A 25275-nucleotide genomic window follows, 5' to 3' on the forward strand; every position below is an offset into this window, starting at 1 on the left:
CTGGCTTGCCTGCGATGCAGACGACACGGTCTGTCAGTTGCACTGCGGCGATACCATCGCAGGCAAGCCAGCTCCCACATTCAGCTCAATGGTGTGTCAGCGAGTTGTTCGTTCAGCAGATCAAAGCAGCGTTGCGCTGCGGGACTCAGCCCCATCCCGCTGCGACTGATCAACCCGATCTCCCGGTTCACGCCAGGATGATCGATATTGATGCGCTTCAACCCCTCCAGACTGTCCGCCGCCGACTCTGGCAGCACACTGATCCCCAGCCCTTGGCGCACCAGCGCCAACACGGTCGACATGTAGTTGGCCTCCATCCCGGCGTTCATCGTCAGTCGTGTCTCGTCGAACAGTGCATCCACGTGCTCGCGCACACTGCTGTCGCGGCCGGTGAGGATGATCGGCTGGTCCGCCAATTGTTCCAAGGTCAGTTGTTGATGGCGGGTGAGGGGATGATCCAGCGGTACAAACGCACACAAACGATCATTCAGCACCGGTACGAATTCCAGGCCGTGGCTGAGCCGTGCGCGCACGCCGATGCCGAAATCCACTTCGCCGGAACGTACTTGAGCGTGAATGCGATGGGCCACCAGGTCATGCAGGCGTACTTCGATCCCGGCAAAACGCTCGCGAAACAGGCGCAGAACCGGCGGCAGCGAACCGGCACAGACCGAGGGCAGGGCGGCGATGGTGACCACGCCTCGGCGTAAGGCGGCGAGGTCGCGGGAACCGGTGACGATGTTGTCCAGGTCCAGCAGCAGTTTTTCCATGGGCGCGCGCGCATCCAGGCCGGCGGCGGTGATACTGACGTGACGTGGGCTGCGGTCGAGCAGGGCGACGCCGAGCCAGTCTTCCAGCTGCTGCACTTGCACGGTCAGCGCAGAAGGCGATAGGTGCAGCTCATTGGCGGCCTTGGTGAAACTGCCGGTGCGGGCCACGGCAAGGAATGCCTGGATGTGTTGGATGCTGTTCTTCATTTTGTTTTTCCGAACACTCGCTAGTGAATATTCCAATTTACAAAGACTAACCCGCTTCCAATACTCCAGGGAAAACAATAACCGGCCACAAAGGCCGCTCTGGAGTAACCCATGCTCGCTACCCTGGGTGTCATCACCATCCTGTGCCTACTCGCTGCCGTCATGAGCAAACGCCTCTCGCCGCTGGTCGCCTTGATCGCTTTGCCGATCATCGCCGCGCTGCTCGGCGGGTTCGGCCTGCAAACCAGCGCCTTCATCATCACCGGTATCAAGAACGTCGCCCCCGTGGTGGGTATGTTTGTGTTCGCGATCCTGTTTTTCGGGATCATGACCGACGCCGGCATGCTTGATCCCATCATTGATCGCATCCTGCGCACGGTAGGGACGCGTCCTACACGAATTGTCGTGGGTACGGCGACCTTGGCGTTACTGGTGCACCTGGACGGCTCCGGCGCGGTGACCTTTCTGGTGACGGTGCCGGCGATGCTGCCGCTGTACACGCGGCTGGGCATTGATAAGCGCATCCTCGCGTGTGTCTGCGCGATGGCGGCAGGGGTCAACTTCTTACCGTGGACCGGCCCGGTGCTGCGCTCCTCCGCGGCGTTGCATGTGCCTGTGGCGGACCTGTTCCAGCCGCTGATCCCGGTGCAGATCGTTGGTCTGATCTTCGTATTCGCCTGCGCCTGGTGGCTGGGTCATCGCGAAGAAAAACGCCTGGGCCTCGGCGCCGGCTCGGTCGTCGATGCGATGCCGCAACGGGTGCTCAGTGACGACGACATCAAGCTGCGTCGCCCACGTCTGTTCTGGGTCAACTTGATCCTGACCGTGCTGGTGATGGTGGTGATGATTGCCGGCTGGGTCGACCCGGTGGTGATGTTTATGCTCGGCACCGTGATGGCTTTGTGCATCAACTACCCCAATGTGGACGCCCAGCGCGCCCGCATCGATGCCCACGCCAAGACCGCGCTGACCATGGCCAGTATCCTGCTCGCCGCCGGGGTGTTCACCGGGATCATGCAAGGCACCGGCATGCTCAAGGCGATTGCCGAAGTGGCGGTGGCGCAGATTCCGGCCGGCCACGGCAAGTTGATCCCGGCGGTGGTGGGCTTTATTTCCATGCCGTTGAGCATGCTGTTCGACCCCGACTCCTACTATTTCGGCGTAATGCCGGTGATCGCCGAAGTTGGTAAGGCCTTGGGCGTCGACCCGTTGCAAGTGGCCCAAGCCTCATTGCTCGGCGTGCACACCACCGGTTTCCCGGTCAGCCCGCTGACCCCCGCGACCTTCCTGTTGGTGGGCCTGTGCAAGATCGAATTGGCCGATCACCAGCGCTTCACCATTCCGTTTCTGTTCGCAGCGTCGGTGTTGATGACCCTGACGGCGTTGCTCCTGGGAGTAATTTGAGATGAAAACCTTGCGCATCGGTTCCGGCGCCGGCTATTCCGGCGACCGTATCGAACCTGCCGTTGAGCTGGCCGAGCGGGGCGACCTGGATTACCTGGTGTTCGAGTGCCTGGCTGAACGCACGATTGCCCTGGCGCAACAGGCGCGGATCAGTGATCCACAGGGTGGGTACGACCCCTTGCTGAGTGAGCGCATGCGCCGGGTGTTGCCTTTTGTTGGCCGGCCTGAAGGGCGCCGCCGCCTGCGGGTGATCACCAACATGGGCGCCGCCAATCCGGTATCCGCGGCTATTGAAGTGCGGCGGATTGCCGACGAGTTGGGCCTTGATCTTAAGGTGGTTGCGGTCGTCGGCGACGACGTGTTGAACGTGTTGCAGCCCGAGTTTCTGTTGGATAACGGCCAGACTGTCGGCTCATTGGGCGAACGGCTGATTTCCGCAAATGCCTACCTGGGCGTCGACGGTATTCTGGAGGCGTTGCGTGCCGAAGCAGATGTGGTGATCACCGGGCGCGTGGCTGACCCATCGCTGTTCCTGGCGCCGCAGATGTTTGAATTTGGCTGGGCGCCGGATGATTGGCTGCGTCTGGGGCGCGGCACGTTGGTGGGGCATTTGCTCGAATGCGCCGGGCAAGTCAGCGGTGGGTATTTTGCCGATCCCGGCTTCAAGGACGTGGATGACCTCGCGCGCCTGGGCTTCCCCTTGGCTGAGATCGATGCCGACGGCGACGCCTTGATCACCAAGGTTGCCGGCTCAGGTGGGCGGGTCAGCCGCGCCACCTGTACTGAGCAACTGATCTACGAAGTGCACGACCCGGCGGCGTACCTCACGCCGGATGTGACGGCCGATTTTTCCCAGGTGGGGTTTGTCGAAGAAAGCGTTGATCGCGTGCGCGCCAGCGGTGCCGACGGCCGCGCGCGGCCCGAACAATTGAAGGTCAGCGTCGGCTATCTGGATGGCTGGATCGGTGAAGGGCAGATGTCCTACGGCGGCCCTGGTGCTGTCGCACGGGCGCAGCTGGCGCGGGATGTAGTCCTCAAGCGTCTTGAGTTGATGGGCGTGAAGATGCAAGACGTGCGCGCGGAGCTGATCGGCATGGACTCGCTTCACGGCACACGCAGCACAGTCGAACCCTGGGAAGTGCGCCTGCGCGTGGCGGCCCGCTGTGAGGATCGCGGCGAAGCGGTGCGCGTTGGCAATGAAGTTGAAACCCTCTACACCAATGGCCCGTCCGGAGGCGGCGGCGCCAGCAAAAGCGTGCGCCAAGTGGTGGCCGTGGCGTCGTTGCTGCTGCCGCGCAATGCGGTCAACCCGAGGATCGAAGCATGAAGTTGTACACGCTGGCCCACTCCCGCACCGGGGATAAGGGTGATACGTCGAATATCTCGATCATTGCCTACCGTGCCGAGGATTATCCGCTGCTGCGCGAACAGCTCACGGCGGAGCGCGTGGCTGAGTTTTTCGCTGGCTTGCGCGAACCAGGTGCGGCACCTGTGCGGCGTTATGAGTTGCCCAATGTGCAGGCGCTGAATTTCGTGCTGCCGGGGATCCTGCGCGGTGGCGTCACCCGTTCGCTGGCGCTGGATGCGCATGGCAAGTGCCTGGGTTCCGCGCTGCTGGATCTGGTAATACGGCGTTAAGGCGGGCACAGGGCAAATGTGGGAGCTGGCCTGCGATGCAGTCGACGCGGTCTTTCAGTTGCACCGAGTTGAGGCCATCGCAGGCAAGCCAGCGCCCACATTTTGATTTTTTTAAGCCTCTCAGGCCGCTGCAAACCGCTTGTCCAGGTAATCAATGATCACCTTGGAGTCATACATCCAGGTGGTCTGGCCATTTTCTTCAATGCGCAGGCACGGCACTTTGATCTTGCCGCCTTGCTCCAGCAGGGTCTGGCGGTCCTGCTCGTTGTTCTTCGCATCCTTCAATGCCACCGGCACATTCAGACGATGCAGGGTGCGGCGGGTCTTCACGCAGAACGGGCAGGCATGGAATTGATAGAGCGTCAGCTCCTTGGCTGCCGCATTCACCAACGCCTGCTGTTCGGCAGGCCGCTGCTTTTTGCGCGGGCGGGTAAGAAAGTCGCCCGCGATGATGACGTGGCCGAGGCCCACTCGAAGTGCTTTGACGAACATGGCTAAAACCTCTTGCCCGATACAGAAGGGGCCGCAGCTTACCTCAATTTGGCAGGCGAAAAAAAACCGGCGATGAACGCCGGCTTTTTCGTATGCAGCCTGTTACTTGATCAGGCTGAGGAATTCGCTGCGGGTGGCCGCGTTTTCGCGGAACTCACCCAGCATCACCGAGGTGATCATCGACGAATTCTGCTTCTCGACACCGCGCATCATCATGCACATGTGCTTGGCTTCAATCACCACGGCCACACCCAGTGCGCCTGTCACTTGCATCACGGCATCGGCGATCTGGCGGCTGAGGTTCTCCTGGATCTGCAGGCGGCGTGCGTACATGTCGACGATCCGCGCAACCTTTGACAGGCCCAGCACTTTGCCGCTCGGGATATACGCCACGTGGGCCTTACCGATAAACGGCAGCAGGTGGTGTTCGCACAGCGAGTACAACTCGATGTCCTTGACCAGCACCATTTCGCTGTTGTCGGAGCTGAACAAGGCACCGTTGGTGACTTCTTCGAGCGTCTGCTCATAGCCGCGGCAAAGGTACTGCATCGCCTTGGCGGCACGTTTTGGCGTGTCGAGCAGGCCCTCGCGGGAAACGTCCTCGCCGAGTTGGCCGAGGATCGCGGTGTAATTCTGTTCCAATGTCACAGAGCGTTATTCCGTATGGGTTCTAGAGGGGTACGGGTTCTGTCTGTACCAATTTTGTACCAATCAGGCTTTGCTCAAGCTTCCCGACTTCGCTCCAGTCTTCACTGGAATTGATCCACCGGGCGTAAGTCGTCAGCAGCATTTGCACGCTGTGACCGAGCTGATTAGCGATGAACCCAAGGTTCATGCCTGCCATTAAGCACATGGTAGCGTAAGTGTGGCGGCAGTTGTATTGCCGTCTGGCCCTGATCTTCAACGCGACCAGCGCCGCCTTGAAGTGCTTGTCGGTCACGCTGGCCTGCTGAATGAATTCGAAGTTCTTGGTCGGCGGGAAAACGTACGGCGATTGTTTATGCTGGCGCCGGCTCTGTTTCGCCCTCAACTCGGCCACCCCCTTGGCCGCCTCAATGGCATTTAATGCCCTGCTGTTCAGCATGACTCGCCGCGTCTCGCGTGTTTTCGTGCGCTCCTCAATCTTGTAGTCCGCCACGATTCTGCACACGTTGGCGACACGCCCCTCTGTATCCACCTCATCCCAGCGCAACGCCGCTATCTCCCGAGGCCGCATGCCGGTGTAAAACGCGAACTCAAAGTAGGCCGCGTACACCCGCATTGAGCCGGTCAGCACCTCGTACAGGTGCCCTATGATCAAATCCGCCTCCGCTACTGTGAAAGGGTCAACCGGTTTCTTCGCCTTCACCGGCAGTTCAATTGAGCCGACCGGATTCCTGGTGATCAGCTCATCGTTCACTGCGCATTCGAACATCGTGTGCAGGCGCTGGATTGCCGAGCGCTTTACCGTCGACGACTTCCACGGCGTCTCTCCGGCTATTTTCCGGAGCATTGCCGATGTGATCTGATCGATAGGAAGCAGCGCAAGATGCGGCATCCAGTAAAGGTTGAGGGATATCCGGTAGTTTTTGCGGGTGCCCCCTACCACTTCGCGGCTGTCCAGCCAGGTCTGGGCGTACTCTCCAAATAGTGGAGTCGCGGAGTAGGTGGAGTATGTCGAGTTTGGGAAAAGCTCGGCGTAACGCTTGTCGTCCATTACGCCGTGCTTGATCAGGCTTATTACTGTAGCGCGTAGATCTGCGGCCGCTTTAATGCCTTTTGGCGTTTGGGAATAGGCGAGGGTCTCGCAGCTCCTGAACTTCCAGGTGAAGCGAATGCGGACTGATTGACCGGCGAATTCAACTCCGTCGGGCAATCCCAAAGGCTTTCTAGCCATGCCTCATATCTCCTGATGCTGTAGTAAATCTGACCATCGATTTCGTTCCACACCCCTTTCGGGATGATGTTGCGCTGGCGCTTGCCCTGAAGTGCGCGGCGCGTTGTGCCGACCATCTCCGCGAAGTTCTTCTCCGCGACCTTGTCGGACAGGTACTCGACGGGTATCTGCTCTGCTGCTGCCATAACTACCTCCCGCCGACCGCAGTGGGCCGCGCTGTCTTGATGATGTGGACGGCCAGCCCGAAGCTGACCAGGAGCCAGCCGCAGGTGCCGGCGAATGCGCCGAGCAGCGCCTCGGTAGCTCCTGTGCTGAGCAGCTCAGGCACGAGCCAGGCGAACCAGCCGAGTGTTCCAACCAGGTACAGCAAAGCGCCCAGCAGGATCAGGGTGAGTTTCGTTGCGAACATGGGGTGTCCTTGCCGCGCTGGGCGGCAGAAGGTGGGTTAGGTGGTGGCTTTCTTGATTGCGGCCCTTGCATCGAACATGGCGTAGTACAGGCGGTGGAAGATCGCGCAGCTCGGATCTTCGTGATCGTCGCCGCCGTGCTCGAAGATGCCGTCGATGGAGCCGCTGTAGTTGCTGGCGATCTGCTCGCATTCGCCCGCCACCTGGGTGAGCGCTGTCAGTGCTTTCAGCAGTTGCTCGCTGCTGGCGCGTTCCTCCCGGCCGATATCCCAGAAGCGCTGGCCCCAGTGCCCGGCCGGTGGCGGGTTGGAGTTTTGCGCGCCAGTGGCCAGGGCACCGACAACGCAGTCCAGCAGGTCACGCTTGTAGGTGTTGTCGCCGTCGATGCTCAGGCCGTTACGGCGAAGCGCGTCGAGGGCGTTGTTCAGGTTCGACTCGGGCGAAGGCAGCACCAGGTCAAAGTCTTTCTTGCCTGGGCGGCAGGCCACCACCAGCAGTTCGCAATCGAGCGGCAGGTGCTGCGCCATATCCGAGATCGCTTCGATAGCGCCTTCGCGGAATGCATTCTTTTCTTCGGACATAGGAATACCTCGCCCGCCGCTCACCGGCAGGCATGTAGGGGGATTGGGGTTTGGTCTGTGTTGAATTACTATCTTCGGACAACAATTGATGGAAGGAGCCGGCCTATGGACTTGAATGAATCGCTAAAAAGTGCACGTCGTAGTGCCGCTGTGATTTCTCACCGCACAGGCGCTTTTGTACGTGTAGAAATGAAGTGGTTTTTTGCTTGTGCTATAGGCTCCTATCTTGGCCCCATTGTGTTTTATCTCTTTTCGGCTGATCCGGAGACCGCGACCTTTGGTGATTTTCTCAGGGTGGTTCAGTCATCTTCGGGAATAACATCTGCCCTAGTTTCTGCGACTTTATTTGTAGCGTTGAGAGCGCGCCTGTTAACAAGCACAAGCCGTGCTTGAGTAGGTGCGCGCTTGATGCGCATGGCCTGGGCCTTCAGTAGATGAACACGTAGGCGAACCAGAGGGTGGTGATCATGGCGTCACCTCGCGGCGTGCCCACCAGCAGACCGGACCGTCGTCGATGTCGTGAATGGCCAGGCAGAACCAGCCCCCGCCATCAGGCCGATCCGGCTCCCAGTAGCTGCAGTCCGGGTCGCCGGCTTCGAAATAGCGCTCAGATACCGCTTCGTCGCTGTGGTATTCGAGGCTCACCATCTTCACGTGCAAGCGCTGTGCGGCTACCCAGGCCTTGCGCTTATCACCGTCGCCCTCGTCGAAGTCGGGCATATCGGGATGAGCAAACATCCCGTATTCATCGCGCACGACCGAGGCTGGCTGGATCAATTTGATTTCTTCAGGCATGACTTCGTCCTTGGCCGTTTTGATGGCCGGTTTATGCTTAAATTGGTGGATATAAAATGGATAGTTTTTCAGGGAGGAGCGCATATGTTTGCTGTCGGTGTGTCACTACTTGCGGTCGGCTTGGGGACATCTAACCCTGGCTTTTGGATACCCGGCATCGCCTTTATGGCTATCGGGCTCGCCCAACGAGCCAAGCGCTGATCTTCCTCGGCTTGCGCTACAGCCGCTTGAACCCGACCACCCAGACCCACGGGTTGGCGTCCCAGTTGCCGCCGACGGATTGCCACAGATCGCGGAACGCGGGCACCGGGTACTTGTGGCAGGCACCGCCTTCGTCGCTCGCGCACCATTCGCGTAGAGGGCCTCGGTGAACGCCCTCGGCGGTCGCCTGCTCGTAGGTGATGTCCTGCAACCGCTCGACGCGCACGTCGGTGATCTCCAGCAGAATGCGGCTGGCCCAGCGCGGCATATGGATCGATGGCTTCCATCGGCACCCAGGGCTGTCACGGTCGTCGTACCAGAGTTCCGGCTCTACATCCGTGGCCTTGTAGTGCGGCTGGTCCCACTTATCGTCCTCGTAGCGCTGGGTAGGCCTGCCGTCTTTGTGCGGAGGCGAGTACGGGTCATCGGCCCAGCGGTTCGACTCAATGCTGAAAGTCTCGCGCACCCAGAGCCGGTCGCCGGGTTTGCCGTAGGGGCAAAGATCAGCATTGCCGGGCAGTGCCAAAAAGGCGGGTTCAAACCCAGCAGTCAAGCAATCAAGCGCTGCGCGTTTCTTCACTTCGCGCCGATTGACCGTCTTCCGGCCTTCCAGGATGGCGCGCATCCGCCCGCTCATCCGCTGCGGTCAGGCGCCGTTGCAGTTCCTTCTCCCGACGTTCCGAGGCTACGCAGCGTTCGGCCGCGTCTAGAAACAGGCGAGTGGCGTTGTCGAAGTCTTCGGCCATGACTACCGTTGGCTGGAAAGCCGCCTTGCATTCACCCTCAACACCGGGCAGGAAGCCTTTCAACTTCCAGCGCTTCACTTCGCTCATACAGCCTCCCTCGTTACCAGATCATGGGCATTCACAACCGTCATGCCGAGACGTTCGGCGATTAGGACTTCCAGCTTGGCGCCTTGCGACTTCTCCCAGTCCGGCAGCAGGGCGATCAAGGACTGATCGCACTTAGGGCGTGCCAGGCTTACCTCAGGGCTGTGGCCCCCTGAACACCTTCAGCTCTAGCAGAAGCCGCTGATTCTCCCTGAGCAGGTGGTCGCGCTGACCGGTAACCAGGTCGATGGGGCGAAAGCTCACGTTGTCAGGCTCCCGATCGTTCATGTTTGCTATGCGCTCAAGTGCTTTCGCGAGCGCCGCCTCTGCCGCGACTTTACCGGTGGCGAGCACGTCATTCATCTGCACCAGGCCACCTATATTGGCCCGAGCCTTGCGCAGCATGACCTGGGTCTGGATGAGTTCGTCCTCGAGCAGGGCGCACTGGTGCTTGTACATTTCCAGGGGCGTAGGGCAGCCAAGCCACGCTGAGGTGTCTTCGTCGATGTTCATGGTGGTGCGCTCAAGTGCTGTATGTGCGTACAGTGGTCGAGGTGTTGCGGATGTGGGAGTGGTGTTCGTCGGCAGGACGCCGGGAGGGGATGCAGCTCGTACCAATTTTTGTACCACTGACCGTGTAAAGCAGGTCAAAACCGGGTAATGCTGAGTAAGCAAGTACCCGATTTCATTGACTATTATTACTTTGCCTTACCCCTTCAGAATCACGGTGTAATTCTGTTCCAGGGACATGAAACTACCTGTGGGATTTTCGCAAAGCGCAAGGTTACGGTGGCGGACACATCGCTGCAAGCCTGACGAGGGCACTTGTTACTCGTCACGCCCTTCCATCATGGTGCGCTTGAGCATCACATACACCGCTCCCGCGCCGCCGTGGCGGGCCTGGCACGAGGTAAAGCCGAGTACCTGGGCGTGCTGGCGTAGCCAGGTGTTGACGTGGCTCTTGATCATGGGCCGCTTGCCGTCCAGCCGCACGGCCTTGCCATGGGTAACGCGCACGCAGCGGATTTCGAACTTGGTGGCTTCGGCCAGGAAGGCCCACAGGGTTTCGCGGGCTTTTTCGACGGTCATGCCGTGCAGGTCGAGGCTGCCTTCGAAGGGGATCTGGCCGGCCTTGAGCTTGCGCATCTGGCTTTCCTGCACGCCGTCGCGGGTCCACATCAGCTCGTCTTCGGGGCCGACATCGATTACGAATTGGTCCGACAGGCCGTCCACGGTCGTGGCGTCGGTGCGCACGGTCGCGGCCTGGCGCAGCTTGGCGATGTGCGCCCGGTCGGCCTTGGGTTTGCCGGTATCGGCGCGATCGTGCTTGATCGGCTTGACGCCGCGCAGCTCGTTTTTGAACAGGGAAAAGTCGTCGTCGTGCATGTTGGCCTCCGCGAAGGGCGGGCAGTTTACCTAAATCGCGGCGGCCAGGGCGCAGGAAACGCTATCCAAGCGCCATCAGTCGTGCTTTTTCATCAGATGCGAAGCGATGTTCAGCGACAACGGCTGGCGCATTTTCCGACGGCTGCGCCGCCACAACCACACGCCCAGCCACAGCACCAACAGCCCGATCACCAACAGAATCGCCGAACCGCCAGGGCTGGCATTCAGCTCGCCAAGGGCCGGCGAGTGACCAAACAGACCGGCGCCACCAGCGCCAGCCAACAGCACACCAATAATCGCCAGCAGCGCGGCAATGCCGGCCACCAGGCGCAGACGCCAGTTGCTCGGGCCCTTGGGGCGCAAGCGACGAGCATCAAAACCATCGGATATCTTCATTCCGACCTTTCCTCCAGGGTATCGGGCCTTCGACCGGACAATACACAGGTTGTTCCGGGGGGAGGGGTAAATGCGCCAAATGAAAGGGCTCTGAGGATGAGCGGGGCAATAAACACTGCCGCGCCGCTCATCAAAAGGTCGATCAGATCAGGTCTTTGGTCTGCGCGAGAGTGGCAAAGTTGTCGGCCATGATCGCCATTTCAGTCTGCTGCACATGCTCGGCGCTCAAGATGCCGCCTTTGTAAGGCAGGTCACGGGTGGTGCAGGCGTCTTCCACCAGGGTGCAGCGAAAGCCCAGGTTCTTGGCGGCACGCACGGTGGTGCTGACGCTGGAATGGCTCATGAAGCCGCAGACGATCAAGTCCAGAGGGCCGAGGTCTTGCAGGTGTTTTTCCAGGCCCGTGCCGTGAAAGGCACTGGGCAGCAGCTTGCCGATGATGGTTTCGTCGCCAAGAGGCTCGAGGCCGGGAATGAACTCGCCGCGCTCGCCCTGGGGGTCAAACAGGCCACCCACGGTGCCCAGATGGCGTACATGCACGATCGGTCGCCCGGCATTGCGTGCCGCTGCAACCAGTTGTTTGATGTTTTCGACAGCTGCGTCCATGCCCGAGAGGGCGAGTGGACCGCTGAGGTATTCCTTCTGGGCGTCGATGATCACGAGAGTCGCATGAGCAAGGTTCGCTGCTGCGTAACCACGACCGCTGAGTTGAAACATCGTCTTTGGAACGGACATTCTGGGGCTCCTGTGAGGGGGGCTTTTGCGACATTGTCCACTGGCTGAGCGGTTCTGTGAATCGCTACGATCGTAAGGTACGCCGTTGTTGACGTGCAGCGATGTCAATAGGTGGGCTTGGTTAACACAATGATGGCAATTTTGATGAATTCCGACGTGTGGCGACGGGTGTTCGTACATCGTCGGCAGGGGCTAAGGCTGTTAGAATCGCCAGTCGTTTTTTCCAGGAGCTTGCCCCCGTGACCACTTCTTCCCGCCTGCGCACCTTGCGCGACCATATCCGTTGGGCTGTCAGCCGTTTTCATGGGGAAGACCTGTTTTTTGGCCATGGCACCGACAACGCCTGGGACGATGCCCGGCAACTGGTGCTCGGCGCCTTGCACCTGCCATGGGAAATTGCCGACAGTTACCTGGATTGCAACCTGGAAGAAGAGGAAGTCGCGCACCTGCAACGGTTGCTGCACCGCCGGATCCACGAACGCGTGCCGACACCTTATCTGATTGGCGAGGCCTGGTTCTGTGGCATGTCATTTATCGTCGATGAGCGTGTGCTGATCCCGCGTTCGCCGATCGGCGAGCTGATTGAAAACCGCTTCGCGCCTTGGCTGGCCCAGCCACCGGCACGCATCCTAGACCTGTGCACCGGCTCCGGCTGCATCGGCATCGCCTGTGCCTACGAGTTCCAGGACGCCGAGGTGGTGCTGGGGGACTTGTCCTTCGAAGCCCTGGAAGTGGCTAACCAGAACATCGAGCGTCATGGCGTCGATGAGCGCGTGTATACCGTACAGGGCGACGGTTTCGACGGCCTGCCGGGCCAGCGCTTTGACTTGATCGTGTCCAACCCGCCGTACGTGGATGCCGAAGACTTTGCCGACATGCCTGACGAATACCAGCACGAGCCGGAGCTGGGCTTGGCGTGCGGCGATGATGGCTTGAATCTCGTGCGGCGTATGCTGGCCGAGGCGGCGGACCACTTGACCGAGAAGGGTTTGCTGATGGTTGAAGTGGGCAACAGCCAGGTCCACGTCGAAGCGCTGTACCCGGAAGTGGATTTTGCCTGGCTGGATTTCCAGCGCGGTGGGCATGGGGTGTTTATGTTGACGGCGGAGCAGTGCCGCCAGCATCAGGCAGTGTTTGTCGCCCGCGTTTAACCTAATCGCAAGATAGAAACGCGGTCAATGTGGGAGCTGGCTTGCCTGCGATAGCAGTGGAAACTGACACACCGCTATCGCAGGCAAGCCAGCTCCCACATGTTTGACCGCATTTCAGCGGCTGTCAGCGGTGTGTCGCAATCCAGATCAACAACCCCGCCTGAAACACCGTAAACGCCACCAGGCACGTGATGGTAAAGCGCAACCCGCTGTCCTCACGCTTGAACTTGGTGACTTTTTCCTCTTCCTTGCGCAGCTTCACTTCGTGTTCCATCAGATTCTGCTCGGCCTGTTGCAGCATCTGCGCCGCTTCAAGAATCTCCACGAACTGCACCTTCTCGGTGTTCCAGCTGTCCAGCACGTCGCTGACCTTGCCCGGTTGCACATTGCCTTTGAGGTGCTGCACATCGGCGTAGGCCACATCAAAACCCTGGATGCGCAAGAAGTGATCGCGGCGCAGGCGTGTCGCTTCGTTCAATGCGTCCTTGTTGGACAGGTCCACGCCGTCGACGCGATAGTGCGACCACTTCTTCTTCGCCCACGCGGCGGCTTGGGCGACGAGGAAGCGGCCAATACCGCGGTTGGCCGGTTCGATTTCCAGGCTGGTGCCCGGGCCGAAATGCACGCGGTGCTTGTCGTGGTCGACCCAGATATCTAGGTGATTCTGCTCACGGCGCACGCGCTGGCCCGGCAGTTGGATGACCATGCGCAGCAGGCTGTGGTGCTTGTCATTGCGCTCGGCATAACCGAATTGCACGAACCGCAATGGCCGCACGCCCGTGGCCCGGTCGGTGGCCAAGGGCGCCAGGCGCAGCATCTTGAAATGCTCGGCCTGAACATCCGCCCATGGCAGGGTCGCCGCGTCGACGGCCTCGGTTTTTTCAGCCGGGGTTTCGGCGGTAGGTTCCGGTGTTGCTTCAGTGGTTGTCATGCGGCGCGATCCTGTCCAAGCCCAGCAAACCGACAGTCTGTTTACTGTCGACCCTGGGCTTATCGGCCGTTTTTTCCAAGACTGGAGGCAAATTGCCGCTTAATGGGGTTGAAGTCCGTCGATAAAGCGCACCAGACGACTGCCCAGCTCTGCGGCGAGGGGCAATTGCGGGTCGTTGTAGGAGGCCAATTGCTGTTTCACGTCGTTGGGCACGATGCGCATCACGTGGTTCATGCCCCCGATCACCGCAAGCTGAGCGTCTGGCTTGGCCTTTTTCAGTTGCTGGGCATCGCCCACTCCGACCTGGATGTCGTTGGTGCCCTGGATGATCAGCGCTGGCATGCGCAGCTTTGCGAAGGCGGCCGACGGGTCGGCGCGAAACAAACTGATCAGATACGGCTGCACACTGGGTCGGAAAATGCCTTCCAGTGGGCCAGGCACATCCATATCCACTTGGCCGGCCTTGAGGTGATCGAGGATTTGATTGCTGCGCAGCAGCAGGGCAGGCGGCAGGTGATCGGCCAACTGTTGGCGGATCACCTGATCAACCGGGCGTGCGCTGCCGGACAGGGAAATCACCCCGGCGGGGTCCAGTTGCGGCGCGGCGAGGGCTGCTACCAGGGCGCCTTCACTGTGGCCGAGCACAATCAGCGGGCCCATGCGTTTGTCGGCTTTGAGCAGTTTGCCCCAGGCCACGGCGTCCGCGACGTAAGCGTCCAGGGTCAGGTTGCGCTCATCCGGCGTGGCGGCCAGGCTGGCGGCCACGCCACGCTTGTCGTAGCGCACGCTGGCGATGTTATGCCGCGCCAGCACCCAGGCCAGGCGCTTGAGGCTGTCGTTGCGCGCCCCGTCGGCACTGTTGCCGTTGCGGTCGGTGGGGCCGGAGCCGGCAATGATCAGCACCACCGGTACTGGCTCGTCGGATTTGGGCAGTAGGAGTGAGCCAAACAGCTCGCCGCTACCGGTGTCCAGGCTTATTGGGCGTTGCAACACAATGGGAGAGGCGGCAAAGCCAAGGCTGGAAAACAGGGTGAGGGTCAACAGTAGAACTCGCAGCATCATCGCGCCATCATCAGAGAGGTGCCGGTTGGACCAAGGTCTACCGGTAAGGTTTCGAGGATGAACTAGTCGGTTGGCCTGCGTATACTGGCGGCCTTAAGTTATTACAGTTGACTTGATTCGACTGATTTCACGGAGCGCCCTGCATGTCCGGCAATACCTTCGGCAAGTTGTTCACTGTCACCACCGCGGGCGAAAGCCATGGCCCGGCGTTGGTCGCCATTGTCGACGGCTGCCCGCCTGGCCTCGAGCTGTCCGTGGCAGACCTGCAGCGTGACCTCGATCGTCGCAAACCCGGCACCAGCCGCCACACCACCCAGCGCCAGGAGCCCGACGAAGTCGAGATTCTTTCCGGCGTGTTCGAAGGGCGTACCACCGGCTGCTCCATCGGCTTGCTGATCCGCAACACCGACCAGAAGTCCAAGGACTACTCGGCGATCAAGGACCTGTTCCGCCCGGCCCACGCCGATTACACCTACCACCACAAATACGGCGAACGCGACTACCGTGGCGGTGGCCGCAGCTCGGCCCGCGAAACCGCCATGCGTGTGGCTGCCGGCGCCATTGCCAAGAAATACCTGGCGACCCAGGGCATCGTGATCCGCGGCTACATGAGCCAGTTGGGCCCGATTGAAACTCCGTTCAAGACCTGGGACAGCGTGGAAGAAAACGCTTTCTTCAGCCCCGACCCGGACAAGGTGCCGGAACTGGAAGCCTACATGGACCAGTTGCGCCGCGACCAGGATTCGGTCGGCGCCAAGATCACCGTGGTTGCCGAAGGCGTTAAACCGGGCCTGGGCGAACCGATCTTCGACCGCCTCGACGCCGAACTGGCCCACGCGCTGATGAGCATCAACGCCGTCAAAGGCGTGGAAATCGGCGCCGGCTTCGCGTGCGTGTCCCAGCGCGGCACCGAGCATCGCGACGAGCTGACCCCGCAAGGTTTTCTCAGCAACAACGCGGGCGGCATCCTCGGCGGTATATCCTCCGGCCAGCCGATCGTTGCGCACCTGGCGCTCAAGGCGACCTCAAGCATCACCACAGCGGGCCGTTCGATTGATGTGCACGGCAACCCGGTTGACGTGATCACCAAGGGCCGCCACGACCCCTGCGTCGGCATCCGCGCTACGCCGATTGCCGAAGCGATGATGGCCATCGTGTTGATGGACCACCTGCTGCGCAACCGGGGTCAAAATGCTGACGTCCACGTAACCACCCCGGTACTGGGCCAGCTGTGACAGTTGTAGTGAGCGAGCTTGTCGAATCGTCGCTCAGGGCTGCGAAGCAGCCCTCTATAACACTATGAACAAAGCCCTACCATACTGGCGCCTCTCCAGCTTCTACCTGTTCTACTTCGCCCTCCTGGGCGCCACCGCGCCGTTCCTGGCGCTGTATTTCAATCACCTCGGGTTCTCCAGCGCGCGCATCGGCGAGCTGGTAGCCATCCCCATGCTGATGCGCTGCGTGGCGCCCAACCTGTGGGGCTGGCTGGGTGACTACACCGGCCAGCGCCTGGCCATCGTGCGCGTTGGCGCGGTGTGCACCCTGGCGAGTTTTTCGCTGATCTTCGTCAGTCATACCTACGCCTGGCTGGCCCTGGTGATGGCGCTGCATGCGTTCTTCTGGCACGCAGTGCTGCCGCAGTTTGAAGTGATCACCCTCGCGCACCTGCGCAAAAAAACCTCTCGCTATAGCCAGATCCGCCTCTGGGGCTCCATTGGTTTTATCCTCACCGTGGTGATCATGGGTCGCCTGTTCGACTGGCTGAGCCTGGACATCTACCCGATGGTGGTTGTGGTGATCATGGCCGGCATCATCGGCGCCAGCCTGTGGGTGCCGAACGCGCAGCCGGCGACCCAGGGTAGTCGCCTGGCAGGCGAGGGGTTCCTGAAACAATTGCGCAGCCCGGGCGTCTTGGCGTTTTACGCCTGTGTGGCGTTGATGCAAATGAGCCACGGCCCGTACTCCACCTTTCTCACCCTGCACCTCGAACACCTGGGTTACAGCCGCGGTGTGATCGGCCTGTTGTGGGCTTTGGGTGTCGTGGCGGAAGTGCTGATGTTCCTCGCCATGAGCCGTATCCTCTCGCGCTTTTCGGTACGCCGGGTATTGCTCGCCAGTTTCCTGCTGGCGGCACTGCGCTGGCTGCTGTTGGGTTCGTTTGCCGAGTTTTTCTGGGTGCTGTTGCTGGCGCAGGTGATGCACGCCGCCACCTTCGGCAGCTTTCACGCGGCAGCGATTGCCTTTGTGCAGCGCAGTTTTGGCGACAAACAACAAGGCCAGGGCCAGGCACTGTATGCCGCCCTGGCCGGTACCGGCGGTGCGCTGGGCGCGCTGTATTCGGGCTACAGTTGGAACCTGTTGGGGCCGACCCTAACCTTCAGCATCGCCAGCGTCGCCGCCCTGGCCGCCGCCGTTATCATCGGTCTTCGAATGCAAGAGCAGAACCAAGGAACCCTTCAATGAGCTACGTCGCTGTCTACTCCGCCGCTACACCGGACACTCCGAACAAGGTCTTGACCCATTTCGATGACATCGCCGCGACTCTGGCCGAGCATGGCGTGCGCTTTGACCGCTGGCAGCCGAGCCCGATTGAGCAGGGCGCCAGCGATGCCGAACTGATCGCGGCGTATCAGACGCAGATCGATGCTCTCGGCTACGGCTCTGTAGAAGTGCTGCGCGTTACCGGCGATCACGCGCAAAAATCTGAACGGCGTGCACAGTTTTTGGACGAGCGCCGTTACAGTGAAGACGATGGGCGTTTTTTCATTGCTGGCCAGGGCCTGTTCGCCCTGCACATTGGCGACTACGTGTACGCCGTGCGTTGTGAGAAAAACGACCTGCTGGTGATTCCCGCCGGTATTGCGCACTGGTTTGACATGGGTGAGAACCCGCACTTCGTAGCGTTGCGGTTGTTCAATACGGCGAAAGGGTGGGTACCTGAATTCACAGGTGACGATATTGCCCGGCGCTTTCCCGGTTTGGACGATTAATTACGGCCTATCAGAAACTTCAATCCCCGTATGGTGGAAGTTTCTGTGGGAAGAAACTTAACCTTCTGTAGGGGCTTGCTGTTTATTTTCGGGCCTGCGCCTTAATACCATTCCTTATGTAACTCTCTCTGGTATTAGCGTTTATATCACCTGTCAATAGGAGGAATCCGAAGGGTGATAGGACGTCGACCAATAAAATGGAGAGAACGCAATGAGAGGCCCGAGGGAATCGTTTCTACCGCCGTATTCGGTACCCAATGCTGCCAGGCGACGCATTAACCTGGCGGGCAAGTCGCTGACCCCGACAGAATTGGAAATATTGCGCTGGGCCTCGGAAGGCAAGACTGTGTGGGAGATCAGTAAGATACGCGCCACGTCAGAAGCCACGGTAAAATTCCACTTGCGCAATATCTACGGCAAGTTGGAAGTGACCAACCGCGTGCAGGCAATGAATGAGGCCGCGCGTCAGGGGCTTTGCTGAAGGCATAAAAAAGGGCCGCGACACTCAACAGTGTCGCGGCCCTTTGCTTTGTCTGAGCCTTAAGCCGAGTGGTACGTCGGCAGGGCAAAGCGGTTTTGGCTCTGCAGCATCGAAATCTGCGGCAGGTCGCTGGCTTGTTCGGCGAGGTCGCGGCGAATGGCGCTGATCACCCAGGTCAATTGGTCGGCAGTGTGCAACTGCTGGTAGGAGATCGAGCGTTTCACCTGTTTGCCTTCGCTGTTACGCAGGGTCAACAGGATGCCGCCGTCAGGACGTGGCTGAGTGGTGACGTCGTAGTTGGAGAATACTGAAGCGAATTTATCTTGGATCAGGCTCATGTCTATCAGCTCCGTTGGCTCAAGTTGGCAAGCATGGAGTGATAGGTGCAGTGATTGTGCCAGCTACTGATTTATAAAAATATCGTTATAAATCAGTTATTTGCGAAAAATCAGGAATTTCAGTTTCGTGCAATTTGCATGGATGGCCGTCATGCATCCTGCATTTTGCGTTGTTCCTCAGGCCTGAACAGGCGCCCCATCAGTTTTAAAGACTGCCTCTGCGTCGCTAAATTCCATTTTTCCGCGGTCGCTCATCGGGATACAAAACTTTTCAAATCCTGCGTGTACAGCCGAAGAGGGGCTGACGTACTTTCCTGCAAGGTTTACGAAGAATAAGAAAAAGGACGTTCCCATGAGCCATCCGCAAAACGACATGATCACTTGGGGCATGATGCTGCGTAAGGTGCCTGCCATTGTTTGTGCGCTCCCCCGCGTGGTACGCGGCATGCGTGCCGCCAATGTCACAGACCCCCAGCAACCCTGCGGCCTGGGCTGGCACTTTGAACAAGCCGCCTTGCGTAACCCGGATGGCGCCGCCTTGTTGTACGCCGACCGCGTCCTCAGCTACACCGAAGCCAACCAACACGCCAACCGCATTGCCCATCATCTGCAGGCCCATGGCATCGGCAAGGGTGATGTAGTCGCGATGTTTATCGAAAACCGTCCCGAACTGCTGCTTAACGTGTTGGCCGTGGCCAAGCTGGGCGGCATCTGCGCCATGCTCAATACGGCGCAAACCCAAGCGGCGCTGGTGCACAGCCTTAACCTGGTGAACCCCGTGGCGATTGTGGTGGGGGCAGAATTGGTGGCCGCCTACGAAGTCGTGCGTAATGAGGTGGCGATCGAGGCAAAACGCACGTGGTTCGTCGCCGAGCAACACGGCGGCACCGTGCCGCAAGGTTACATCGACCTGATCGCTGCCAGCGCCGAGCGGCCGGCGACTAACCCGGCCAGCACTGCGCAGGTTTTCTTCAACGATCCCTGCTTTTATATCTACACCTCCGGCACCACGGGCTTGCCCAAGGCCGGCATCATGAAGCACGGCCGCTGGACCAAGACCGCCGTCAGCTTCGGCTGCATTGCCTTGGACATGGGCCCGGACGACGTCCTTTATTGCACGCTGCCGCTCTATCACGCCACCGGCCTGTGCGTGTGCTGGGGCTCGGCGATTGTCGGAGCGTCGGGGTTTGCCATCCGGCGTAAATTCAGTGCCAGCCAGTTCTGGGACGACGCGCGTAGATTCAAGGCGACCACCCTCGGTTATGTCGGTGAATTGTGCCGTTACCTGCTCGACCAGCCAGCCAGCGAAAACGATGGTGATCACCGCGTGACCAAGATGGTCGGCAATGGCCTGCGTCCTGGCGTGTGGGAGCAGTTCAAGGCGCGTTACGGCGTCGATCATGTGTGCGAGTTGTATGCCGCCAGCGACGGCAATATCGGCTTCACCAACGTCTTGAATTTCGACAATACCGTCGGCTTTTGCCTGCAGCACTGGGCGCTGGTGGACTACACCCACGATACGGGTGAGCCCCTACGCGGCAGCGATGGTTTCATGCACAAAGTGAAGACAGGTGGGCAGGGATTATTGCTGGCCAGGATCGATGAAAAGTCGCCTTATGATGGCTACACCGACCCGGAAAAGAACCGAAAGGTGGTCCTCACCGATGTATTCGAGAAGGGCGACCGCTACTTCAATACCGGCGATCTGGTGCGCAGCATTGGCTTTGGCCATGCGCAATTCGTCGACCGTATGGGGGATACCTATCGCTGGAAGGGCGAAAACGTCTCCACCACTGAAGTTGAGAATGTCCTGTTGCAACATCCGCAGATCGCCGAGGTCGTGGCCTATGGTGTGGAAATCGAAAACACCAACGGCCGTGCCGGCATGGTTGCCATCACCCCGAGCGAGTCCCTGGCCGCCCTGGACATGCGCGAGTTGCTGCAGTTCGCCCATGACCAGTTGCCGCACTATGCGGTGCCGTTGTTCCTGCGGGTCAAGGTGAAGATGGAAACCACCGGCACCTTCAAATACCAGAAGGTGCGGCTCAAGCAGGAGGCGTTCGACCCGGACAAGGCAGGCAATGATCCGGTCTACGCCTGGCTGCCGGGTTCGGACTGCTATGTACCGGTGACGGGGCCATTGTTGGCGCAGATCCAGGCCGGCCACTTCCGTTATTAACCGTAGCGTTATTGATTCTGCCTATGGCGCCTTTTGACAAAAAAGCCATGACAGGTGGGAACTCCCTCGCGACACTGGCGCCTATTCAGTATCAGGACAAGGAGCCCCACATGTCAGATCAACCCAAACAAATGACCGATGATGAAGCCGCCGAATTTGCCGAGCAGGTCTTTGACGTCGCCCGCAAAGGCGACGCCGCTATGCTCGCCGCGCTTCTGGCCAAAGGCTTGCCACCCAATTTTCGTAACCATAACGGCGACACCCTGTTGATGCTCGCGGCGTACCACGGCCATGCCGAGGCGGTAAAAGTCCTGCTGGAGTTCAAGGCTGACCCGCTGATCGCCAATGACAAAAACCAGTTGCCGATCGCCGGGGCTGCGTTCAAGGGCACCTTGCCGGTAGTACAGGCGCTGATCGAAGGTGGCTCGCCAGTGGATGCCTCCTCCTCGGACGGCCGTACCGCCTTGATGATGGCGGCAATGTTCAACCGCGTGGAGATGGTCGACTACCTGCTCGGCCAGGGCGCCAACCCCAAGGCGACTGATGCCCAGGGCGCGACGGCGTTGGCGGCGGCGCAGACCATGGGCGCCGTGGATACGGCGGCGCAGTTGCAGAAACTGGTGTAGGCTACGCGCCCTCAAAAACCAGCCCGCTACAGGACCATGCCCATGAAAACCGCCCTCGTCGAACTCATCAGCAAAATCAGCGCCGGCGTCATGGGCGAGGACGAAGTGGCGCGTATCGCCGATGAAGCGGCCCAGGCCTACGCGGACCCGGCGGCGTTTTTGGCGGCCAACCCGGATATCAACTACGACGATACCTTCCCGATTCCTTTGGGTGAATGGATCGTCGTCGGCAGCCTGCCGGACACCGTGTTGTTCCAGGCCGACACCTACGGCGACCTGTTCGCACAGATCGTCGCTTCGTTCGGCCCAGGCGTGGCGTTCAACCTCAAGCCCAAGCAACTGGCCAAGACCGAAGACCTGACTGCACTGAACCGCATCCAGATCCAGATGAGTGCCCTCAGCCCGGAAGATGGCGGCTACGTGTTGCTCAACTTCAGCCAACTGTTGGACGACGAGATCCAGGCCGTGCTGGTCTACGGCAACGACCTGCCGCGTGTGCTGGCGTTGTGCGCCGAAGTCGGTATCAAGGGCGAGCCGTCCCTGGAAGCGCTGAAGATCGCTGTGCACGTCTGAAATAGAACGGAACCCCGGCCAGTGCTGACTATCCTACAAGTGCATGCCCTCACTTAGGAGCGACACCATGGGTTCGACTTTCAATGGCCTGATCGGGCTGATCATCCTGGCGCTGGATATCTGGGCGATCATCAATGTGTTCAAAAGCGGTGCCAGCACGGGCGCCAAGGTGCTGTGGATTTTGCTGATCCTGTTGTTGCCGGTGCTGGGCTTGATCATTTGGGCAATCGCCGGGCCGCGTGGCAACGTGCGGATATGACTGTAAAACTGCCCACTCAACATTGAGTGGCTGTAGTCAATGTGGGAGGGGGGCAATCCCCCTCCCACATTTCTTTGTGTCGAAATATTCGCTACACAGAATTTTCACACAGCCTTCCGGACAATTCCCTTCGTTCTATTTCCTTGTAGGACGGCTCTGTCGCCGGCCAGCGAAAGCCCTACAAAGAAGTGTTTTTCCTCAGTAATCAATAGCGTTGATGGCATTCATCGGGCACCATTTGCGCCAACGCGCTTACCCCCCCGTTCCTACACGCTTGGGCGTGGGCAGGATGCCGCAGCAATATTTCGCAACTTAAACTTCCAATGGGTCCTCAAACGACATGGCAAACCCGGACGCCCTGAATCAGCAGCGAGCTTCAAGTCGCCTGCTGCAACCGACCGTCAAATCCCATCTGGCATACACGCTGCTCTGCGCACTGGTCATGATGGTGATGTTCTCCCTGCTGCGCCTGGCGCTGCTTGTGTACAACCGCGAGATGATCCTCGACACGCCGGCCTCGACCTTCCTTGAAGCGTTCGCCAACGGCCTGCGCCTGGACCTGCGCCTGGTGGTTTACCTGATCATCCCATTGCTGCTGGCGTTGTTCAGCGTACGGGCGATGGCTGCTCGCGGGTTCTTCCGTTTCTGGCTGACCGTGGCGTCCAGCATCGCCCTGTTCCTGGGCCTGATGGAAATGGACTTCTATCGCGAGTTCCACCAGCGCCTCAACGGCCTGGTGTTCCAGTACGTGAAGGAAGACCCGAAAACCGTGATGAGCATGCTCTGGTACGGTTTCCCGGTGGTGCGTTACCTGCTGGCCTGGGCCGTGGGCACGCTGATCCTGAGCATCGCCTTCAAAGGCGCCGACCGTGCAACGCGCCCACGCGGGCCGTTCAGCGGTGGCAGCATCGGCACTCGCCAAGTAGCGCCGTGGTACACGCGTATTGCGGTGTTCGTGGTCTGCCTGTTGGTCGCTGTCATCGCCGCGCGTGGCACCCTGCGCCAAGGCGCGCCACTGCGTTGGGGTGACGTCTACACCACCGACTCGAACTTCGCCAACCAACTGGGCCTGAATGGCACGTTGTCGCTGGTCGGCGCGGCCAAGGCACGGTTCTCCGAGCATCGTGACAACACTTGGAAGGCGACGCTGGAACAGCCGTTGGCGACCCAGACTGTGCGCGACATGCTGGTGCTGCCGACGGAAAAACTGGTGGATACCGACACCGCCGCTGTGCGCCGCGAGTTCACCCCACCGGCAGAGAAAACCCTGCCGATCAAGAACGTCGTCGTGATTCTGATGGAAAGCTTCGCCGGTCACTCGGTCGGCGCCCTGGGTCGTCCGGGTAACATCACGCCGTACTTCGACAAACTGTCCAAGGAAGGCCTGTTGTTCGACCGCTTCTTCTCCAACGGCACTCACACTCACCAGGGGATGTTCGCCACCATGGCGTGTTTCCCCAACCTGCCGGCGTTCGAATACCTGATGCAGACCCCGGAAGGCAGCCACAAGCTGTCGGGCCTGCCGCAGTTGCTCAGCGCACGCAAATTTGACGACGTGTATGTCTACAACGGTGACTTCGCCTGGGATAACCAATCGGGCTTCTTCAGCAACCAGGGCATGACCCACTTCATTGGTCGCAACGACTTCGTCGACCCGGTGTTCTCCGACCCGACCTGGGGCGTGTCCGATCAGGACATGTTCAACCGTGGCCTGGAAGAGCTGAAAGCCCGCGAAGGCGGCAAGCCGTTCTATGCCTTGCTGCAAACCTTGTCCAACCACACGCCGTATGCCTTGCCGACGCCATTGCCGGTCGAGAAGGTCACGGGTCGTGGCAGCCTCGACGAGCATTTGACGGCGATGCGCTACTCCGACTGGGCGTTGGGCCAGTTCTTTGAAAAGGCGCGTAAGGAGCCGTATTTCAAGGAAACCTTGTTCGTGATTGTCGGCGACCACGGCTTTGGCAACGAACAGCAGATCACCGAAATGGACCTGGGTCGCTTTAACGTGCCGATGCTGATGATCGCACCGGGCATACAGGAGAAGTTCGGCGAGCGTGACCACACCGTGGGCACCCAGATCGACATCGTGCCGACCATCATGGGCCGCCTGGGTGGCGAAACCTTGCACCAGTGCTGGGGGCGCGACCTGCTGAACCTGCCGGAAGGCGATAAAGGCTTCGGCGTGATCAAACCGTCGGGCAGCGATCAGACAGTGGCGCTGGTTACCGGCGATCGCATTCTGGTGTTGCCGAAGGAAATGCCACCCAAGCTCTGGGAATATGAGCTGGGCGCCAACCCGACCGGTAAAGTGATTCCTGAATCGCCGGACGAGGGGGCATTGAGGCAGAAACTTGAGTCGTTCCTACAGACGGCGACCAAGAGCCTGTTGGATAACACCGCTGGTGTGGCTGACGGCAAGCCGGACTAATTAACCGGCAATAAAAAAGAGGCCTTTTTCAAGGCCTCTTTTTTTGCTGTTTTTTGCTACCAGGACTTTATATCCGGCCAAGCAACATCAACACCAGCAGCACTACCAATACCACCCCGAGGATACCCGACGGGCCGTAACCCCAGTTACGCGAGTGAGGGAACACTGGCAGACCACCGACCAGCAGGAGGATCAGGATAATGATCAGAATGAGGCTCATGGTTTTTTCCTTATTGGCTTTCTGCAAAGACCGGTTATTTAACGATAGGCCCGACAGCTAACTTACGGACGCCTTAACAACTCCGACTATTGCCCCTCGCGAAAAATTCAGTATTTTTTAAAGCATTTCGTGCACTCGCTTATTTCTTTTAATGCGTTCGCAAATCCACTTTGCTAGTTGAAAAATATTGAACTTAGGCAATAGGAAAATATCCGACCCAGCCGCCGGTTTGCCAAGGGCATTCATCACTCTGATGGTGGGTGGGTGTGGGGAAAACCTTCGCTACACTGCCGGTCACTTCTTCCGTGAACCACAAGGCTA

The 25275-nt window shown here is 59.7% G+C and carries 33 protein-coding genes; 14 read left to right on the plus strand and 19 right to left on the minus strand.

Going from position 1 to position 25275, the window contains the following annotated elements; translation table 11 throughout:
• Nucleotides 1-80 precede the first annotated feature (80 nt).
• Entirely contained in the window at nt 81-977 is an 897-nt protein-coding gene (locus AACY08_RS04050; RefSeq protein WP_339468229.1) for a LysR family transcriptional regulator, read from the minus strand.
• Nucleotides 978-1088: 111 nt separating this feature from the next.
• Here AACY08_RS04050 and AACY08_RS04055 point away from each other — a divergent pair, with 111 nt between their 5' ends.
• The 3 genes from AACY08_RS04055 to AACY08_RS04065 are packed head-to-tail and all read left to right on the plus strand — an operon-like array spanning nt 1089 to nt 4019.
• Complete coding sequence (locus tag AACY08_RS04055) at nt 1089-2381, plus strand: CitMHS family transporter (protein ID WP_339468231.1); 1293 nt, start codon at nt 1089-1091, stop codon at nt 2379-2381.
• Between the two features lies 1 nt (nt 2382).
• Nucleotides 2383-3708 (plus strand): acyclic terpene utilization AtuA family protein, encoded by a 1326-nt coding sequence (locus AACY08_RS04060; protein WP_339468234.1) that lies wholly within the window; start codon nt 2383-2385, stop codon nt 3706-3708.
• Nucleotides 3705-4019: an AtuA-related protein gene (locus tag AACY08_RS04065; protein ID WP_339468237.1), complete on the plus strand. Its 315-nt coding sequence runs from the start codon at nt 3705-3707 to the stop codon at nt 4017-4019. Before AACY08_RS04060 ends, AACY08_RS04065 begins: the two co-directional genes overlap by 4 nt.
• Before the next feature lie 120 nt (nt 4020-4139).
• Here AACY08_RS04065 and AACY08_RS04070 read toward each other — a convergent pair whose 3' ends face one another.
• From AACY08_RS04070 to AACY08_RS04095, 6 genes are all read right to left on the minus strand, one after another.
• Nucleotides 4140-4511: a glutathione S-transferase N-terminal domain-containing protein gene (locus AACY08_RS04070; RefSeq protein ID WP_339468238.1), complete on the minus strand. Its 372-nt coding sequence runs from the start codon at nt 4509-4511 to the stop codon at nt 4140-4142.
• A 102-nt stretch (nt 4512-4613) separates the two neighbouring features.
• Nucleotides 4614-5159, minus strand: coding sequence for a GTP cyclohydrolase I FolE (gene folE, locus AACY08_RS04075; RefSeq protein WP_019826593.1), 546 nt, complete (start codon nt 5157-5159; stop codon nt 4614-4616).
• A 22-nt stretch (nt 5160-5181) separates the two neighbouring features.
• Complete coding sequence (locus AACY08_RS04080) at nt 5182-6327, minus strand: tyrosine-type recombinase/integrase (protein WP_339468295.1); 1146 nt, start codon at nt 6325-6327, stop codon at nt 5182-5184.
• Nucleotides 6231-6572: a hypothetical protein gene (locus AACY08_RS04085; RefSeq protein ID WP_339468239.1), complete on the minus strand. Its 342-nt coding sequence runs from the start codon at nt 6570-6572 to the stop codon at nt 6231-6233. The genes AACY08_RS04080 and AACY08_RS04085 overlap by 97 nt, the downstream gene beginning before the upstream one ends.
• A gap of 2 nt (nt 6573-6574) precedes the next feature.
• A complete protein-coding gene (locus AACY08_RS04090) occupies nt 6575-6796 on the minus strand; it encodes a hypothetical protein (protein WP_339468240.1) in 222 nt (73 codons plus the stop codon).
• Nucleotides 6797-6832: 36 nt separating this feature from the next.
• On the minus strand, nt 6833-7375 hold the full coding sequence (locus AACY08_RS04095) for a hypothetical protein (RefSeq protein ID WP_339468241.1): 543 nt from the start codon (nt 7373-7375) through the stop codon (nt 6833-6835).
• A gap of 105 nt (nt 7376-7480) precedes the next feature.
• Here AACY08_RS04095 and AACY08_RS04100 point away from each other — a divergent pair, with 105 nt between their 5' ends.
• Complete coding sequence (locus AACY08_RS04100) at nt 7481-7768, plus strand: hypothetical protein (protein WP_339468242.1); 288 nt, start codon at nt 7481-7483, stop codon at nt 7766-7768.
• 72 nt (nt 7769-7840) lie between these two features.
• Here AACY08_RS04100 and AACY08_RS04105 read toward each other — a convergent pair whose 3' ends face one another.
• The 8 genes from AACY08_RS04105 to AACY08_RS04140 all read right to left on the minus strand — a co-directional run bounded on the left by AACY08_RS04105 (nt 7841) and on the right by AACY08_RS04140 (nt 11716).
• On the minus strand, nt 7841-8170 hold the full coding sequence (locus AACY08_RS04105; protein WP_339468243.1) for a hypothetical protein: 330 nt from the start codon (nt 8168-8170) through the stop codon (nt 7841-7843).
• A gap of 217 nt (nt 8171-8387) precedes the next feature.
• Nucleotides 8388-8996: a hypothetical protein gene (locus AACY08_RS04110; RefSeq protein WP_339468244.1), complete on the minus strand. Its 609-nt coding sequence runs from the start codon at nt 8994-8996 to the stop codon at nt 8388-8390.
• Entirely contained in the window at nt 8929-9204 is a 276-nt protein-coding gene (locus AACY08_RS04115) for a hypothetical protein (protein ID WP_339468245.1), read from the minus strand. The genes AACY08_RS04110 and AACY08_RS04115 overlap by 68 nt, the downstream gene beginning before the upstream one ends.
• On the minus strand, nt 9201-9323 hold the full coding sequence (locus AACY08_RS04120; protein ID WP_339468246.1) for a DUF4406 domain-containing protein: 123 nt from the start codon (nt 9321-9323) through the stop codon (nt 9201-9203). Before AACY08_RS04120 ends, AACY08_RS04115 begins: the two co-directional genes overlap by 4 nt.
• Nucleotides 9324-9357: 34 nt before the next feature.
• Nucleotides 9358-9714 (minus strand): hypothetical protein, encoded by a 357-nt coding sequence (locus AACY08_RS04125; RefSeq protein ID WP_339468247.1) that lies wholly within the window; start codon nt 9712-9714, stop codon nt 9358-9360.
• A gap of 315 nt (nt 9715-10029) precedes the next feature.
• Nucleotides 10030-10587 (minus strand): Smr/MutS family protein, encoded by a 558-nt coding sequence (locus AACY08_RS04130; protein WP_339468248.1) that lies wholly within the window; start codon nt 10585-10587, stop codon nt 10030-10032.
• 75 nt (nt 10588-10662) lie between these two features.
• Nucleotides 10663-10983 (minus strand): hypothetical protein, encoded by a 321-nt coding sequence (locus AACY08_RS04135; RefSeq protein WP_065873331.1) that lies wholly within the window; start codon nt 10981-10983, stop codon nt 10663-10665.
• Nucleotides 10984-11125: 142 nt separating this feature from the next.
• Nucleotides 11126-11716, minus strand: coding sequence for a cysteine hydrolase family protein (locus AACY08_RS04140; protein ID WP_339416501.1), 591 nt, complete (start codon nt 11714-11716; stop codon nt 11126-11128).
• Nucleotides 11717-11955: 239 nt separating this feature from the next.
• On the opposite strand from AACY08_RS04140, the gene prmB reads away from it, so the two are divergent.
• Nucleotides 11956-12867, plus strand: coding sequence for a 50S ribosomal protein L3 N(5)-glutamine methyltransferase (prmB, locus tag AACY08_RS04145; protein ID WP_339468250.1), 912 nt, complete (start codon nt 11956-11958; stop codon nt 12865-12867).
• 124 nt (nt 12868-12991) lie between these two features.
• On the opposite strand, the gene AACY08_RS04150 is transcribed toward prmB, so the two are convergent.
• Both AACY08_RS04150 and AACY08_RS04155 read right to left on the minus strand, forming a co-directional pair.
• Nucleotides 12992-13798, minus strand: a complete 807-nt coding sequence (locus AACY08_RS04150; protein ID WP_339468251.1) for a hypothetical protein — start codon at nt 13796-13798, stop codon at nt 12992-12994.
• A gap of 99 nt (nt 13799-13897) precedes the next feature.
• A complete protein-coding gene (locus tag AACY08_RS04155) occupies nt 13898-14860 on the minus strand; it encodes an alpha/beta hydrolase (RefSeq protein WP_339416496.1) in 963 nt (320 codons plus the stop codon).
• Between the two features lie 143 nt (nt 14861-15003).
• On the opposite strand from AACY08_RS04155, the gene aroC reads away from it, so the two are divergent.
• The 4 genes from aroC to AACY08_RS04175 all read left to right on the plus strand — a co-directional run bounded on the left by aroC (nt 15004) and on the right by AACY08_RS04175 (nt 18331).
• Nucleotides 15004-16095, plus strand: coding sequence for a chorismate synthase (gene aroC, locus AACY08_RS04160; RefSeq protein ID WP_339468252.1), 1092 nt, complete (start codon nt 15004-15006; stop codon nt 16093-16095).
• A 64-nt stretch (nt 16096-16159) separates the two neighbouring features.
• Complete coding sequence (locus AACY08_RS04165; RefSeq protein ID WP_339468253.1) at nt 16160-17323, plus strand: MFS transporter; 1164 nt, start codon at nt 16160-16162, stop codon at nt 17321-17323.
• Nucleotides 17320-17850 carry a 1,2-dihydroxy-3-keto-5-methylthiopentene dioxygenase gene (locus AACY08_RS04170; RefSeq protein WP_339468254.1) on the plus strand — a complete coding sequence of 177 codons (531 nt, stop codon included), beginning with the start codon at nt 17320-17322 and terminating at the stop codon, nt 17848-17850. The genes AACY08_RS04165 and AACY08_RS04170 overlap by 4 nt, the downstream gene beginning before the upstream one ends.
• A 211-nt stretch (nt 17851-18061) precedes the next feature.
• A complete protein-coding gene (locus tag AACY08_RS04175) occupies nt 18062-18331 on the plus strand; it encodes a response regulator transcription factor (protein WP_339416489.1) in 270 nt (89 codons plus the stop codon).
• A 59-nt stretch (nt 18332-18390) separates the two neighbouring features.
• Here AACY08_RS04175 and AACY08_RS04180 read toward each other — a convergent pair whose 3' ends face one another.
• Nucleotides 18391-18669 (minus strand): DUF3509 domain-containing protein, encoded by a 279-nt coding sequence (locus AACY08_RS04180; RefSeq protein WP_010208870.1) that lies wholly within the window; start codon nt 18667-18669, stop codon nt 18391-18393.
• A 352-nt stretch (nt 18670-19021) separates the two neighbouring features.
• On the opposite strand from AACY08_RS04180, the gene AACY08_RS04185 reads away from it, so the two are divergent.
• The 5 genes from AACY08_RS04185 to AACY08_RS04205 all read left to right on the plus strand — a co-directional run bounded on the left by AACY08_RS04185 (nt 19022) and on the right by AACY08_RS04205 (nt 24734).
• Nucleotides 19022-20848 carry a long-chain-acyl-CoA synthetase gene (locus AACY08_RS04185; protein WP_339468255.1) on the plus strand — a complete coding sequence of 609 codons (1827 nt, stop codon included), beginning with the start codon at nt 19022-19024 and terminating at the stop codon, nt 20846-20848.
• Nucleotides 20849-20958: 110 nt separating this feature from the next.
• A complete protein-coding gene (locus AACY08_RS04190; protein ID WP_339468257.1) occupies nt 20959-21474 on the plus strand; it encodes an ankyrin repeat domain-containing protein in 516 nt (171 codons plus the stop codon).
• Nucleotides 21475-21516: 42 nt separating this feature from the next.
• A complete protein-coding gene (locus AACY08_RS04195) occupies nt 21517-22047 on the plus strand; it encodes a hypothetical protein (RefSeq protein ID WP_314561447.1) in 531 nt (176 codons plus the stop codon).
• A gap of 67 nt (nt 22048-22114) precedes the next feature.
• Complete coding sequence (locus AACY08_RS04200) at nt 22115-22306, plus strand: PLDc N-terminal domain-containing protein (RefSeq protein WP_003172956.1); 192 nt, start codon at nt 22115-22117, stop codon at nt 22304-22306.
• Between the two features lie 340 nt (nt 22307-22646).
• Nucleotides 22647-24734, plus strand: coding sequence for an LTA synthase family protein (locus AACY08_RS04205; RefSeq protein WP_339468258.1), 2088 nt, complete (start codon nt 22647-22649; stop codon nt 24732-24734).
• 67 nt (nt 24735-24801) lie between these two features.
• Here AACY08_RS04205 and AACY08_RS04210 read toward each other — a convergent pair whose 3' ends face one another.
• On the minus strand, nt 24802-24954 hold the full coding sequence (locus AACY08_RS04210) for a DUF3309 family protein (protein WP_065873322.1): 153 nt from the start codon (nt 24952-24954) through the stop codon (nt 24802-24804).
• Nucleotides 24955-25275 lie beyond the last annotated feature (321 nt).

The organism is Pseudomonas sp. EL_65y_Pfl1_R83, from assembly GCF_963970695.1.
Classification (GTDB): Bacteria; Pseudomonadota; Gammaproteobacteria; order Pseudomonadales; family Pseudomonadaceae; genus Aquipseudomonas; species Aquipseudomonas tritici.